Source organism: Vibrio sp. R12-SG2-ISO1, assembly GCF_059834045.1.
This window is the reverse complement of sequence record NZ_JCBDGO010000017.1, coordinates 105,023-120,575: the sequence shown is the minus strand read 5'-3', so window position 1 is coordinate 120,575 and position 15,553 is coordinate 105,023. Positions and strand designations below refer to the sequence as shown.

13 protein-coding genes are annotated in these 15,553 nt (G+C 51.7%); all 13 read left to right on the top strand.

The genetic code is table 11. From position 1 onward, the window contains the following. The first annotated feature begins 6 nt into the window (after positions 1 to 6). The 13 genes from AC6R10_RS12490 (at position 7) to AC6R10_RS12430 (ending at position 15,499) form a co-directional block, all read left to right on the top strand. On the top strand, positions 7 to 834 hold the full coding sequence (locus AC6R10_RS12490) for an OmpA family protein (RefSeq protein ID WP_500672421.1): 828 nt from the start codon (positions 7 to 9) through the stop codon (positions 832 to 834). Continuing rightward, positions 821 to 2,908 carry an SLBB domain-containing protein gene (locus tag AC6R10_RS12485; protein WP_500672420.1) on the top strand — a complete coding sequence of 696 codons (2,088 nt, stop codon included), beginning with the start codon at positions 821 to 823 and terminating at the stop codon, positions 2,906 to 2,908. Before AC6R10_RS12490 ends, AC6R10_RS12485 begins: the two co-directional genes overlap by 14 nt. Next, the gene (locus AC6R10_RS12480; protein WP_500672419.1) at positions 2,908 to 3,600 is read left to right on the top strand and encodes a P-loop NTPase family protein; all 693 of its coding nucleotides are present in this window, start codon (positions 2,908 to 2,910) and stop codon (positions 3,598 to 3,600) included. Before AC6R10_RS12485 ends, AC6R10_RS12480 begins: the two co-directional genes overlap by 1 nt. A 114-nt stretch (positions 3,601 to 3,714) precedes the next feature. Beyond that, on the top strand, positions 3,715 to 4,062 hold the full coding sequence (locus tag AC6R10_RS12475; RefSeq protein WP_334555310.1) for an Hpt domain-containing protein: 348 nt from the start codon (positions 3,715 to 3,717) through the stop codon (positions 4,060 to 4,062). 67 nt (positions 4,063 to 4,129) lie between these two features. After that, on the top strand, positions 4,130 to 5,608 hold the full coding sequence (locus AC6R10_RS12470; protein ID WP_500672418.1) for a sigma-54-dependent transcriptional regulator: 1,479 nt from the start codon (positions 4,130 to 4,132) through the stop codon (positions 5,606 to 5,608). Then, positions 5,583 to 6,647: a glycosyltransferase family 4 protein gene (locus tag AC6R10_RS12465; protein WP_500672417.1), complete on the top strand. Its 1,065-nt coding sequence runs from the start codon at positions 5,583 to 5,585 to the stop codon at positions 6,645 to 6,647. Before AC6R10_RS12470 ends, AC6R10_RS12465 begins: the two co-directional genes overlap by 26 nt. A gap of 115 nt (positions 6,648 to 6,762) precedes the next feature. Beyond that, complete coding sequence (locus AC6R10_RS12460; protein WP_500672416.1) at positions 6,763 to 7,968, top strand: glycosyltransferase family 4 protein; 1,206 nt, start codon at positions 6,763 to 6,765, stop codon at positions 7,966 to 7,968. Further along, positions 7,961 to 9,115 carry a glycosyltransferase family 4 protein gene (locus AC6R10_RS12455; protein WP_500672415.1) on the top strand — a complete coding sequence of 385 codons (1,155 nt, stop codon included), beginning with the start codon at positions 7,961 to 7,963 and terminating at the stop codon, positions 9,113 to 9,115. Before AC6R10_RS12460 ends, AC6R10_RS12455 begins: the two co-directional genes overlap by 8 nt. A 59-nt stretch (positions 9,116 to 9,174) precedes the next feature. After that, on the top strand, positions 9,175 to 10,614 hold the full coding sequence (locus AC6R10_RS12450) for a lipopolysaccharide biosynthesis protein (protein ID WP_500672414.1): 1,440 nt from the start codon (positions 9,175 to 9,177) through the stop codon (positions 10,612 to 10,614). Between the two features lie 77 nt (positions 10,615 to 10,691). Further along, complete coding sequence (locus tag AC6R10_RS12445; protein WP_500672413.1) at positions 10,692 to 12,074, top strand: O-antigen ligase family protein; 1,383 nt, start codon at positions 10,692 to 10,694, stop codon at positions 12,072 to 12,074. Between the two features lie 84 nt (positions 12,075 to 12,158). Further along, positions 12,159 to 12,917: an acyltransferase gene (locus AC6R10_RS12440; protein WP_500672473.1), complete on the top strand. Its 759-nt coding sequence runs from the start codon at positions 12,159 to 12,161 to the stop codon at positions 12,915 to 12,917. 3 nt (positions 12,918 to 12,920) lie between these two features. Next, positions 12,921 to 14,036, top strand: coding sequence for a glycosyltransferase (locus tag AC6R10_RS12435; protein ID WP_500672412.1), 1,116 nt, complete (start codon positions 12,921 to 12,923; stop codon positions 14,034 to 14,036). Further along, entirely contained in the window at positions 14,033 to 15,499 is a 1,467-nt protein-coding gene (locus AC6R10_RS12430) for a GumC family protein (protein WP_500672411.1), read from the top strand. The genes AC6R10_RS12435 and AC6R10_RS12430 overlap by 4 nt, the downstream gene beginning before the upstream one ends. Positions 15,500 to 15,553 lie beyond the last annotated feature (54 nt).

The following is a 15,553-nucleotide window of genomic DNA, read 5'->3' as shown; positions in this document are numbered from 1 at the left end:
GTCGGTATGGCAACCCAACTTCGTACTTTGGCGGTGATCGCCACCACAACCTTAATATTCGGGTGCAGCAGCTACCCGGATGAAGGTCAAGGTGGCTTGGCCGAGCAATATTTGCAATCGAGCTTTTCGCCAGTGATGCCAGATGAGCCACTTGGCCCCGAGCATGGGCTCAGGTTTGACTGGCAACTTGCCAAACTGCACCTTGATTCCCTGATTCGAGAAGGCGCTCGCTGGTGCTTTCCTGCGGCGGTGGTTCAAGCGGTTGAAAAACAAAACCGAATCGCACGTGAGCTTGAGGGCGGACTTTTGGTCGACGCCGCCAACGATTTGGTGATTCAGCGCAAACGTCTCAATGAACTTGAGCAGCGTTTAGATTATGTCACCTCTCAAGCGAACTGTGTGCCTCCTCAGGACGAACAACAATTTCAGGAGCATTTGAGCACTGTGGATTCACTGTTCGAACTCCTCAACGTCGACAACCAATTTGCCCACAACTCGACGGAAATCAACCCCAAATACATGGGTCATCTCGCGCAAGCCGCGAACATTCTGCGTACGCATCCAACCTTGACGCTGCGCGTGACCGGCCATGCCGATGCCGATGGTTCCAGCCAATACAATCAAACGCTCGCAATGGGCCGTGCGAAGCAAGTCAAACGCTATTTAACCATTTTTGGCTTAGAGCCCAACCGAGTTCAAACCCAGTCGGTTGGTGACACCCTGCCCCTTTTTGAAGGCGATAGCGCAGGTGTCAAACTTACCAACCGCCGCGTGAGTGTGGAAGTGCTTGACGTAGAAGAGCTGACGCAAGGAGGCCAGCATGGTATGGAGTAAATGGCTTATCGCACTATGTCTCGTATTTAGCGTTCAAGCTTGGGCGGTCGAGCGCGTGCAAGTTGGCGATCTCATTCAAGTCGACTTACCTGGAGAAGAGACGCTCAACAAAGGCTTCCAAGTGGACAAACGGGGGCGAATCTCTCTGCCTGAAGTGGGCGCACTGTATGTGGCAGGCTACAACGAAGCGCAGCTCGAATCCGCTGTGCGACAATCGCTTGAGCGGGTGTTTCGCGATCTTTCCAACCTCACGGTGTTTATCGCTGAGCAACAAATCCTTGTCTCAGTACAAGGTTATGTCAACTCACCCGGCGAGTACACTCTGGCAAAAAGTGCCGATGTACAAATGGCCATTTTCGCAGCGGGCGGGCTACGCTCTGGCGCTCAGTTGAACAACATGTTGCTTAAGCGCGGCGCTGACAAACAGTCGTTTAATTACAAATCTTTTCTCGATACGGGCGATGAAAGTTTGCTGCCCGAACTGGCGTCCCTTGACACCATTTTTGTCCCAGCATCTCCGCTGGTCGGTAACATAGAACAAGAGTTCGATGCCGCTAAGCTCGCCAACTCCGGTGACAGCGCCGACGCGCGCACCGCCATCAAGGTGTTTGGCGAAGTGAATGCACCGGGCTCGTTTAGCTACAAAGAACAAACAGATCTGGTTGATATTCTAATGCGTGCTGGCGGCGTGACTCGCTATGCCTCTGTTGAGCAGATCCGCGTCATCAGTGAAAACTCGCCGCAAAAATTTAATCTCAAAGCCTATCTTGATAGCGGCGACACCTCGCTCCTCCCAACGATCAATCCCGGCACGACCATTTTCGTGCCCAAGCAAGAAGAAGAGATTCGTGCGGGGGCCAATGTGGTCTACATCATGGGCGAAGTGGCAAGTCCAGGCGCGTACGAAAGTAAAAATGGTGCCTCTTTTATGGATATTTTGGCCAATGCAGGGGGACCAACCCGCTTTGCCGAGTCTCGCCAGATTCGCCTTATCAAAGCCAATGGCGATGTCGTCAAATTTGACCTAACGGCGTTTACAGAAGGTTTAAATCCGCAAGCTATGCCTACCATTGAGTCTGGCGACGCCATTTTCGTACCGGAAAAAACCGACATGAATGAAAAGTCGTGGCTTAAAATAGCGCCTAACCGTGCGGTGAGTGTGATTGGTGAGGTAGTGAGACCTGGGCGCATCGAATGGTCAGACGAAATGGATTTGATGGACTTGCTTGCTCATGTCGGTGGCCCGACATTGCGCGCCGACACCTCAAAGATTGAAGTGGTGACCGCCGATGGTACGATGCATAAATTTAACCTCGATACCTTCATTCTTGAAGGCGCGCCAAGTCAGGCACTGCCTCGCATTAGCGCCGGTTCGATTGTGCGTGTACACGATCTTCCGCAAGATCCCAGTGACAACAAGTCGCAATGGGTGCGCCAAAGCTCCGATGCCTCTATCTATGTGTTTGGTCAAGTCAACGCCCCTGGTCGCTACCGCTTTACTAAAGAGATGCATTTTCTTGATATTCTCTCCGCGGCTGACGGCCCAACCAAAGACGCCGATATTCACAACATTCGTGTCACCCACAGAGACAAACGCTACGCCAAAGTAAGCAAGCTTAACCTTTCACTTTACTTTGAGACGGGCGACGAAAGCCTGCTGCCCAATGTCACTATGGGTGACACCATCTATATCCCCGAGAAAGATAAAGTGTGGTTGGATACGCCCAAAGAGTCCACCGTGCGCGTGCTCGGGGCGGTCAATAGCCCGGGTCGCTATGTGTTCGACGACAACATGACCATTCTTGACCTACTGGCAGAAGCCGGCGGCCCGTCAGACAGAGCCTATCTAGAAAAGATTTCCATCGTCAATATGTCCTGCTGCCAAGGCCAAGCAAGAACCTTTGATCTGGTTGATTTCAGTAAAACCGCCAATATCTACCAACTGCCTGTATTGCGCGCGGGTGATACCATCTATGTGCCCGATCGCAATGAGAGCTTTCTTGAGAAAGCACGTGTTGGCTTAGAAGATATTCTGCGACTCACAACAACCATAGTACTGATAGGAGCGCTGTAATGACGATTCCTGCGACTCATGCTGAAATTGAGCAACTCTATCTCGCCGCTGAAATGCAAGGCTGTCGCTCGATCTGTATTACCTCGTGCAACTCAGGTGACGGCGTCACGTCTGTTGCAACGGCTTTGGCGGAGCGCTATCTGCTCTCCGGCCTCAAAACCTTGGTGGTGGATTTAAACACCTTCCACCCCTCGCTTATCCCGAGCCTATCAGCGATAGACAATCAAGATATGCCCGGCATGTTGCTTGAACACGAAGTGAGCCACAAGCTGTTTACCGGTGTACCAGCCCCTACCACCACCGAGGCGCTGCTCGAGTATCGAGACCCGCGCTGCATGAAAGCGCTCATGACACAATGGCTCAGCTGTTACGACCGCGTGGTGTGTGATACCTCACCAATCTTACTGATTAACCGAGGGAATATTCCCGCGCAAGTGGCCGCCACCGCCTGCGATCAGACCGCGATTGTGGTGCTTGGTGGCAGCACCACCACAGGGCAACTTGAGAAAGCGACACAACTGCTGAGCAACGAATCCATTTCGCTGCTCGGCAGCGTGTTTAATCTAAAAAATCAGCCGACACTTGCGCAAGAAATGGTGCGAGAGCTCAATCGCATTCCTTTCCTTACCCCAAAATTTCGCCGCTATCTGCAAAATAAACTCTTTAGCAACGAGCTGCTCAATCAGCATTGATTCACTCTCTGCTTGCTGAAAGCGCGATCGACGTAACTCTTTCGTTAAATTAAACCGCTGACGGAATATTTTCGACTATTCTTAATGTATATCAGCCGTTTAGAAGGAAGCGATGTGAGTTTAATCGATGAGAGTATCATTAAGCAGATGATCCAAGATACCAGTGCAGAAGTGGTGCCGATGCTGATCGACCACTTTGTTGAAGAGACCCAATCACGCATTCAGCGCATCATGCAAGCGGCCAGCGACAACGACAAATCTGTACTTGAATTTGAAAGTCATACTCTGGGCAGCGCCTCGTTAGCACTCGGCTGTCGGCGCCTCTCCAACCTTGCACGCAAAATCGAGCACCTCTGTCTGGATGATAAAGCCGCACCCGCGTTCGCGCTGTGTCCTGAGCTCAACCAGCTGACACAAGAATCGATCCAAGCCCTACAAGAACGACAACAACAGGGCTTTTGAGTGCTCGCTTCACACCAAGCGCTCAATTCTCGCAGCCAATACCAAGGACTTAACCAAGGAATCAATCATGCGATCTAAAGTACTTCTTATCGAGGATTCAACGTCCCTCGCGATTTTGTATAAGGAATACGTCAAACATGAAGACTTTGACATGTTTCATGTTGAGACAGGGCGGGACGCAATGGCGTTTATTGAGCGCCACGCACCCAATCTGGTGATTCTCGATCTCAAATTGCCCGATATGGATGGTGAAGACATTTTAGATTGGATCAATGAAAAGCAGATCCCAACATCCGTGGTGGTGGCCACCGCGCATGGCTCCGTCAATCTTGCGGTGAGCTTAGTGCAAAAAGGCGCGAAAGACTTTTTAGAGAAACCGATCAATGCAGACCGACTGATCACTTCCATCAATCTGCACATCAAGCAAGCCAAGCTTGAGCACCTTGTTGAAGACATCGAAGCCAAGTTCGACCGACCTCAATTTCATGGTTTTATTGGCTCTAGCTTGCCGATGCAAGGCGTCTACAAAATCATTGATTCGGTCGCCCCCACTAGCGCGAGCGTGTTTATCGTCGGGGAAAGTGGTACGGGTAAAGAAGTGTGCGCCGAAGCCATTCACAATGAAAGCAAACGACGCGACAACGCCTTTATTGCCATTAACTGCGGCGCAATACCCAAAGATCTGATGGAAAGCGAGATTTTTGGCCATGTAAAAGGCGCCTTCACTGGCGCGACGGCGGATCGCAAAGGCGCTGCGTCAATGGCCCACGGCGGCACCCTATTTTTGGATGAGCTGTGTGAAATGGAGCTGGAAATGCAAAAGAAACTGCTGCGTTTTCTGCAAACGGGCACCTTTACGCCCCTCGGCGGCAGTAAAGAGATGAAGGTGGATGTGCGCATCATCTGCGCGACTAACCGTGATCCTCTCAAAGAGGTTGAAGAAGGCCGCTTTCGTGAAGACCTATACTACCGTGTCCATGTCGTGCCGATTGAAATGCCGCCGCTACGCGAACGAGGCAACGATATTGTCACGCTCGCCAAACATTTTCTCACCCTCTATGCTAAAGAAGACGGCAAAAAATTCACTTCTATTCGCCGAGAAGCCGAAACAGCGCTCAAGCGCTACGCATGGCCGGGCAATGTGCGCCAATTACAAAACATCATGCGTAACATTGTCGTGCTCAATGACGATACCCAACTGCAATACGATCATTTGCCAGAGCAAATTACCCGCGGTAAAACCCCCGCACGTGTTGCCACGCCCACGCATGTCTCTAGCCCTGCCGCCACGCAAACTGTGCCGCCCTCACCTCAACCAGAACCCGGCGTCGCCGCACAAAGCGTTGACGAGCCTATCACTCATGTTGAAGATAGACCAATCACTATCCGGCCCATGTGGCAAATCGAGCGAGAAGCCATTCAGCAAGCGATTGAGTATTGTGATGGCAACGTGCTCAATGCCGCTGTTTTGTTGGAGTTGAGCCCCTCGACCGTCTATCGTAAAAAACAGGCATGGGAAAATGATGAGCAGCAAGAGCTCAGCTAAACCCGTCTGGTTGGTGATCGATTCACTCACCTACGGCGGCATCGAAACCCACGTCTTGCAGCTGGCGACCGGACTTATCCGCAATCACGTACCGGTGCGCGTACTCTTGGTCAGACGCTATGGTTCAGCCAGCCCACTCGAACAAAAACTTCGTGATATAGGTGTCGACGTCGACTGTCTTTCAGACAGTGGTCAGCCGCCCCTGTTTGCCTTAATTGAGAGAGTAAAACAGAACGCACCACAGTGCCTGCATTGCCACGGCTACAAAGCAAGTTTAATGGGGAAAGTGGCGAGGTTAATCACCGGCGTGCGTCAACTCTCCACCTACCATGCTGGCGAAGTGCCCAGTGGTAAAGTGTGGCTCTACGATGCCCTAGACCGCTACAGCGCGTTTATGTCTCACCACACACTCTGTGTCAGCGATGCGATTCGCGCTCGCATCCCGTTTCGTTCTAAGTTGCAAAACAACTTTATCGACACGCAAGGTCTTGCGGCTTCAGTCGGCAATCAAATCGCCTATGTCGGTCGGCTCAGTTTTGAAAAAGCGCCAGACCGCTTCGTCGGCCTTGCCAAAGCACTGCCTAATCACCATTTTGATGTTTACGGTACTGGGCCAGAAGAGGCCAAAAGCCAGCAGCCGCGACTCGCTAACCTTACCTTTCATGGTCATCAAGCTGAGATGAATCAAATCTGGCCCGACATCGGCGTATTGGTCATTCCTTCGCGATTTGAAGGGTTGCCCATGACAGCGCTTGAGGCGATGGCACGGGGAATCATCGTCATCGCAATGGATGTCGGTAATTTGAGCCGACTGATTAAACACGGCAAAAATGGCTTTCTCGTTAGTGATCCTGTCCAATTAACCGATACACTGTGCCAAGTGCTGGCACTTGATAACGCGCAAGATCAGGCTCTGCGCCACCGCGCTGTAGAGACAATTCGTCGTCACTACTCCCTGCGCGCGGCATTACCGACGCTACTCAAACTCTACTATGGACCTCACTACCAAAGTGATTGTCAATTTGAGAATTTAAACTGAGCCTCACCTCGCCTAAATAAATAACACATAAATTCAATACGTTATACGCACATCACAATTGGCACCCTCCTTGCTCTATGGTTGTTATACTCATTAACCGCTAAGGAGAAGCCCCATGGCCAAGCGTATTCTTTTTGTTCATTACGGCAGTGATTGGATTCGTGGCAGCGAAAAGTGTTTGCTCGACCAAATCAAATACGTCGCGCACCTTGGCTATTACCCAATGGTGTGGACCAATAACCCGTCGCTGGCCAAACAGGTCGAGATGATGAGTCTGCGCTGTCAGTTGGATGAATTCCCACTGCTGCTCGGTTGGAGTAAGCCGCGCTTGGATATCTCAGCGTGGTCAAGGTTGGTCAAAAAGGCCACCGTCATGCTGCACAAGTTGAATGTTGACCTTATTCACGTCAACAGTGGCGCGCCTTGTCAGTGGATGATTCCGGCTTCCCGCGCGACGGGTACGCCATTAGTCACGCAGCTTCACTGCCCATACACGGCCCGCGATCGCATGACGCTGGGCATTCACCTTTCGCCGCATGTGATTACCGTCAGCCGATACGTGGCGCGCACGCTCTTGCGTGATGGCTTTGATAAACGCAGGCTCTCTGTTATCCACAATGGCATTGATGTCACTGCACTTGAAACCCAGCCAGAAGTGAATGTGCGCGAAGAGCTTGGCCTCGCGGCTGACGATTTTCTTTTTGCCACTGTCGGCTCGCTCATTCACCGTAAGGGCATTGATCGCATCATTACCTCCCTTCGCCATGTGGTGCTTGAGCATCCAAATACGAAGCTGGTTGTGATTGGTGATGGCCCACAACGCGATCACTTAGAGCAGCAGTGTGACTATCTAAACCTGCAAGATCACGTGCATTTTGTGGGCGAGCAGAGCCATGTCGTGGGTTGGTTAAAAGGGTGTGACGCCTTTATCAGCGGCGCTCGAAGTGAGGCGTTTGGCCTTGTGGTCGCTGAAGCCGCCATTGCACAGATCCCCGTCGTGGCGCCTTATGAAGGCGGCATTCCTGAGTTTGTTCAGCATGGTAAAACCGGCGTCCTCTACGTGAATCAAGGCTACGGCCCGATGGCGAATTCGATGCGCAATGTGATCAACAGTGAAGCACTGCGTGACAGCTTAGTGGCAAACGCCTATCAGCACATCACTGAGCATTATGACACCTCGGTAGCGTGCGCCAGTATTGAGCGCGTATATCGCAAGCTGATCAAGCAAAAGCAGCCGAAGAAAGTGGGTGTGCTTCGCACTCTACTGCCCATCAAAACCGCCATCAGCAACCGACTCAGCTTTGGAGGTCAACATGGCTAAATCACCCCGCTCATCAGCGCTCGTGTTTGATCCGATTCCCTTTAAGGGCGGATCCAAAATTGCCACCGCCGTCGCCCTTGGCACCTGTAAAGTCAATGCAAAACGCTTTGTTATCGCCACCGTGGACCCAACGTTTTGGCGCAATTCGGATGTTTATCGTACCCACGACGTGCAAGTGGTGCGTCTCTGGATTCCCGGTTCACTGCTCAAGCAGCACAACGGTGCGCGCTACTGGTTGTGTCAGCTTTGGTTTATGCTTGCCTTGGCGATGATTTGCGTGACCACTCGTCAGCTCAAGCAGGTGGTCGGCGCGTCTGGTCCTGGGCTGGATATGCCGCTTTATTTGCTCAAGCCCTGTTTTCGTTTTGAGGTGATTCAGTTTATCCACGGCAATGTCGGGCTGTCACGCTCGATTGGGTACTGCTTAACCCAAGCGGATTCGGTGCACTATTTGCCCTCGACCAAAGCCAGCCTTAACCAAGCGTTAAGCTGCTACTTGCAAAGCGCGCTCGGTCAGCAAGAGGTTAACGCACTGAGTGAGTGTTACCTTAACGGCGAGCGCTATGTCGAATTTGTTAATGGCTTGCAAGAGTCTCACTGGCCAAGCGTTTGTCAGCACAAAACACCCGTCTGTTTTTGGGCGGCATCATTGCTTAAATGGAAGGGTTTGGATCTGTTTGTGCAAGCGCTCAAAACCGCACATCAGCGCACCCGCTTTGCAACCCACATCTGCTATTTGATTCCGACATCGACCACACTGCCTGTTTCGCGCGCACCGGTATTATTGAAATACACCGAATGGCACCATGATCCAGACAACCTCGACACCCTGCGCCGTGAGAGCAACATCTTTGTCTCGACCAGTGTCAATGAGCCTTTCGGTCTCTCGATTCTTGAAGCGCTCGCCGCAGGGATGTGCGTCATCCTCCCTCAAGATGGATCTTACTGGGATCAAGTGCTGACTGACGGCGAGCACTGCATCAAATATCCGGCGGGCGATACCGAGGCGCTGACCCACTCCATCGAGCAAGCCGTGACGAAAAAGGCACTCTTTTCTACATGTTGTCAAGGCGCGCAGCGCATCGCTAAACGCTATACCGCCACACAGTGCTATCAAGCCTTCGCGAACACGCTCAGCGCTGCGTAACCCCTAATATCAAACGTAAACAATGAGATAATCAATACGACAACACAGAGGATGTCACTATGGCCAAGCAGAATCCGATAGCACAGATGGCACTTTATGCCCTCAGCCTTATCGCAATGAAAGGTTCAGCGCTGATCGCCCTGCCGTTTGTCGCCCGATACCTCAGCCCTAGTGCGCTTGGTCAGTTAGAACTGATTGGTTCGGTGACCATGTTTCTAAGCCTGGTCGTCGGGTTAGCCATGCATGAAAACCTCTACCGATTTATTGCTGTTGAAGAGGCGCACACCACTCGCAAACGTCTCGCCAGCAAACTCTACAGCATGACTATTCTGATTTCTCTGCTTCTCAGTGCCTTTGCGGGTGTAACGCTATTTGCCTTGTCACCTAGCGATTTATCTGCACAGCACATTGCTCTCATCGCCTTAGCGGTGAGCTACGAAGCGCCGCTAGCCATCTGTTTAGCTTGGCTGCGTTTAAACGATCAAGCGAGTCTGTTCGTCAAACTGACCCTTGCCACTGTGGTCCTTCAGCTTGGCGGGCTATTTACGTTGCTGCAATTTACCACCAGTATCACCGCTATTGTGGCCTGGAATGTAACCTGCACATTGGGCCAATTCCTTTTTCTTCATCTATCGCTGCGCTTTCGTTTATCGCTGCCAAGCAGAGCGACACTACTGCGCTACCTGCGCTATTCAACGCCCATCATGCTGTCTGCGATGGTGGCGTTTGGTATGAGTGGTGCTGAGCGCTGGTTTATCGCGGCGGGCAATAATCTCGATCAGCTTGGTCTTTATGCGGTTGCCGCTAAATTTGCGCTGGCGGTGGGCATTTTGATTCAACCGTTTCATATGATGTGGATGCCCAAACGCTTTGCGCATCTGGAAAAAGGTCAACAAGGCTACGTGGTGCGCATGACTCAGCTTGGCGTGCTGTGCCTCACCCTAATCGCGGTGAGCGTTGGCGTGTTTGCCCAGCTCTTTATCAATGTGGCGATGCCCGCTAGCTACCAGCACGCGGCATTACTGTTGCCTTTGGCAATCATCATCATGGTATTAAAAGAGCTTACCGAGCTCACCAACATCGGCCTACTGGCGGCAAAGCAATCTCGATGGTTGCTGCTTTCGAACGTGATTGCGACAACAGCCGCCTTATTGCTCTGCGTGTGGTTTTACGAGATGGGCGCAGGCGCGATTCTTATCTGCCTCGGCTTTGGTCAAGCTGTGCGCTTTGTGCTTGTGCTCACGCTAAGTCAGCGTCATCACCCACTGCCGTTTCACCTCGCTTGGCTAATCCAAGTCATCATACTGAGCGCGGTGACGGTATTGACGCCTCTTTGGCTCGAAGATCAAGGGCTGTATATGGCGATCAGCGCGTTGAGCTTAATCGGTCTCATCGCTTTGTCTCTCTTCGCCAAACTGTTCTCTTTAGAGGACTTAGTGGCGCAAAAAGTGCTGATTTCCAAGCTAAGCACTATGCTTAAACGAAGCCCAGCGCATTAACTATGCAGCAGGTCGCGCTGACAATGTGCCAATGTCCCTAACCCATTTCACCTCACTGATAGCATGGGAGCCAAACGATGGTGGTTGCAAGTAAATGGATGACACTCAGCGCCATGACGGTGCTCTGCCTGACGCTGTTTGCATTGTGGCAGTTTCTCCCTCACCCAGCCGTGATCGTGGTGCTGTGCTTTTTGCCGTTTGCGCTGCTGTTTGTGCTGCGATTTTCCTTCTGGTTGGTGATGTTTTTTGTTCTGTTTTCGTTTTTTCGCATCCATGAAGCACTTCCTGCCCTCTACTCACTGAAAATCCCGTTATTGCTTTCACTTGGCGCGCTATCGGCGCTGCTTTGGCATGCCATCATTACCCGTAAATTGGAGATGTATTGGCACCCAGCCTTCACTTGGCTGAGCGTGTTCTGGGCGTTGGTTATTTTTGGCGCGGTGACCTCATCGAACCCGGGGATTGCAATTGAATACATCAAAAACATCTATTGGAAGATCATTATTATGACGTTCGCCGTCGCGTGGTTGCTCGACAATGAAGAGGCGGTAAAACACTTTTCAATTTGGATTGTTATTGCAGGAACCCTGATTGCTATCGTGGCGATTTCCAATTCACTGTCAGGGGTTGGATTGGTTGAGGGGACGCGGGTCACCATAGGTCGCCATTTGGGGTCAGTGCTTGGCGATCCGAACGATCTCTCTCTGGTGCTGATGTTCCCGTTGGCGTTTGCCGTCAGTTTAGCCACCGCCAAAGAGATTGGTCCGCTGCGCTATCTCGCCTTTGGGGCCATGCTGCTTACGATGTGGGCGGTGATCGCCACACAGAGCCGCGGCGGCCTGCTTGGTTCATTGGCGGTGTTTGGCATCTTCGGTCTAAAAATGATTCGCTCCAAAACTTTACTGATCACGCTGGGCGTAGTCGCCATGCTGGTGCTGTTTGCGTTGGCGGGCGTGTCAGATCGTCAATCGGGCGGCGCGGCAGAGGAAGGCATCGACGCCTCTGCCATGGGACGACTCTACGCGTGGGAAGCGGCGTTTAAAATGGCGCTGGACAACCCGCTGACAGGTGTGGGTTTAAACAACTTTTTCCCCAATTACTTTTTCTACAGCTCGCATTGGGATGGGGTCAATCACGCGGTGCACAGCACTTGGTTTGGCGTACTGGCTGAAACCGGGTTTCTCGGTTTGATTGTCTTTTGCGGCATTATCGTCAAGTTGATTCTCACCAGTCGCAGCGCGCTCGCCATTCTAGATAAACCAGAGTGCGACTGCTCGACCTATTTACATGCAACGACCTTCGCCACCTATGCCGGTCTGGTGGGCACCATAGTCTCGGGTACCTTCCTTACCCAAGGCTTCACTTGGCCGCTGTATATTCTCGCCTCAATATGCATCGCCACCGCAAAATTAAGTCAAAACTATTCTCAAATTGAGAATGCCGCCAAAGACCAAACGTAACTTAATGAAATCTAGGCTTTTATATTTTGGCACACTCTGTGAAGTGTTAAGGAGTACACACTCATAACACCTTAAGAGGCAATGATGTTGGCGACCCATTTAAACACCTTCAAACTGTGGCTGCGCGATGGCGATAGCCCGACGAAGCAGCGTGCTTTCCAAACGCTTAAAGCGATTCGTGCTTATGACCTTCCCTTTCCCACTGCACTGTGCCGTTTGATGTACCACGCTCATCGCACTGTCTCACTCACAGTGCAAACACTGCTGCGCACTCTTTGGCACACACCAATTTTTAAAGGTCGGGTGAACCAATGCGGTAAACGCTTGTATTTGTACGGTGGCGTCCCTTATGTGTCAGGCGCGCTAGAGATACATATCGCCGATGACGCGCGCATCAGCGGCCACACTACCTTTTCTGCCCGCCCCCAATCTCAACGCCCAACACTGGTGGTGGGCAGTAACACCGACATCGGCTGGCAAACCACCATCGCCGTGGGCAGCAGAGTGATCATCGGCGATCACGTGCGCATTGCGGGACGTGCTTTTCTGTTTGGATATTCGGGTCACTCGCTTGATCCGCAACTTCGCGCGTTAGGCGAAGGGGATTTAGACAAAGACGTCGGCGATATCACCTTAGAGCGCGATGTCTGGCTTGGCACCAATGTTACCGTCTGCCCTGGTGTCACGATCGGCCAAGGTACCGTCGTAGCGGCAGGAAGCGTCGTCACCAAGTCACTACCGGCGTTTGTGGTCGCGGCGGGCAACCCTGCCAAAGTGGTCAAATCCTTACCCTTTAGCGACAAATCTTTTAGCGATAAATCCTCTAGCGAAGAGAAGGAGTAACCCATGCGCGATTTGATTGTTTTCGGTGAAGACTTCACAGGCCTGCCTTCAAGTACGCAGCACCTCATTCGCACATTGGCACAGACACGCCGCGTGTTGTGGGTCAACTCTATTGGCTTGCGCCAACCCAAATGGACACTGAGCGATCTCAAACGCGCTGGGCAAAAGCTGATTGGGCGAGGCAAAGGCGGCTATGCCAGTCAAACGCATCAACACCCAAATATTCAGGTGATTAATTTACGTACCGTGCCTGCTCCGCGCTCTGCTCTCGCAAGACGCGTTGCGCGTGACATGATGATTGCGCAGCTCAAACCGTGGATACAAAAACTCAAGTTACGCTCGCCAATTCTGTGGACCTCTCTGCCTACGGCGGCCGATTTATGCGGCCATTTTGGCGAGTCGGCGGTGGTGTATTATTGCGGAGATGATTTCTCCTCTTTAGCTGGAGTGGATCACGCCTGCGTCGCCCAGCACGAAGCGACACTGGTCGAGCATGCGGATTTGATCCTCACCTCCGGTGCTGCCCTACTGACGCGATTTCCCGCCAGTAAAACCCACTACTTACCGCATGGCGTCGACCTCGAACTGTTTGAGTCATTCACCGAGCGAGCCCAGGATCTACCCAATGACGGCAAACCAATCGCCGGTTTTTATGGCAGTCTCTCCAATTGGCTCGATTACCCCTTGATTGATGCTATCTCTGCGCGTCATCCAGAGTGGCATTTCGTCTTCATCGGGCCGCAAGAACTTAGCCATAACCCGCTACCAAAGCGTGATAACGTCCACTATCTCGGCCCCAAAGCGCACCATGAATTGCCGCAATATAGCCAGCACTGGTCGGTTGGATTGCTGCCTTTTGTTGATAATGAACAAATCGCGGCATGTAACCCACTGAAGCTGCGTGAATACCTCGCCGCAGGTAAACCTGTGATCTCAAGCCGTTTTCCTGCCGCTTTGGATTACAAAAATCATCTACATTTAATAGACGGTGTCGAATGTTTTTCTCGCGCGCTCAGAGAAATAGAAACACAACGCACCCACAAGCCAGCGGCTAATCTGCGTGCAGAGAGCTGGCAAGCAAGAGGCAAGGAAGTCGCAACGCTGCTGGAGGCGCTATGAATGAGCTTAAACTGCGGTTAATGCAGATACTAAACGGGGCGTGGCGGCAGCGTTACGTGATCGTGGTGCCTATTCTGGTCATGCCGTTTGTTGGGCTAGCTGTCAGCTACCTTGCGCCCGTCAAATACACCTCGCACACCAGTATGCTGATCCAAGAGACCGCCAAAATGAATCCGTTTTTAGAGGATCTGGCCGTCTCGTCGATGATCAAAGAACGACTCACAGCCTTAAGCACCTTGCTTAAAAGCCGCCATGTGTTAACCGCAGTGGCCACCAAGCATCAGTTAATTGACGACAACACCTCACCCCAAGAGGCAGAGTTTATTATCAACAAACTGGCAGAGAGTCTTAGCGTGACGCAACCTGGCAAAGATTTCTTGCAAATCACCTTTACCGCAAGTTCGCCAACCGGGATGAAAGAGCTGTTAGAGTCCATCAGCGATCAGTTTATTGACCAACTTTTAGCGCCTGAGCGCTCAAGCATCGAAGATTCAGCCAACTTTCTCGCCATGCACATTGACAAACGTCGCAAAGAGCTGGATGACGCCGAACTCAAACTGGCCAAGTTTCGCAACCAATACGCCTCCGTCACCCCTGAAATGCAAAGCCAAGCCCTCGGTAGACTGGCATCGCTCAAGCAAAGTTTGGCAGAAAAACAAGCGGAGCTGGCCGGGGTAAAACGAAGCTTAGGTTCTTTGGATGAGCAACTGTCAAAAACCAATCCTGTGGTTGGCAAAATTGAGGATCAAATCATAGAGATCCGCAGTGAACTGACGCTACTGAAAGCGAAATACACCGATAACCACAGCGCAGTGAAAGGTAAAGAGCGCGAACTGCAGCGCCTTGAAAGTGAACGCGAGGCGTTGTTGTCCGTCAAACAAAACGCCGTCTCGAGCGATCAATTGTGGGACATCGCCAGCAGTACAGATTTGGATGATATCCGCCGTATGCAGCCCTTATTAGTCACCCAACTGCAAAGCCTGCAAGTGGAACGTGGGCGCTACGAGTCACTGAGCGAAGAAACAAAGAGCCTTGAAGTGATCATTGCCGATCTTGAACAGCAAGCCAATCAGTTTGGTGACAACGCGCGTGAGATGTTTCGCCTACAGCGCGATGTCGCCAACAAGCAGCAGCTCTATGACGAGTTATTGCAACGCTATGAAATGGCGCAACTTACCGGATCGCTCGGTATGTTTGAGCAAAACAAACGGGTCAAAATCATTGATTTGCCCTACACACCGACCACACCCAATAACCTCCCCACTATCGTATTTATCATCGCCGGGTTATTCGCAGGCATCGGCCTAGGTTGCGGTATTGCCACGTTTATTGAACTGTTTGACACCTCCATTCGCACCCGACAAGAGATCCAAGCAATCACCGGCAGCCCCGTCATCACCTCTATTCCTAAGATCGCAAACTATAACGAATTTCAAATTGACAATGGCCGTATGTCAAAATAGGAATAGATTTTAACTTACTGAAATGTAAGCAGATAAAAGTCGGCACACATACTG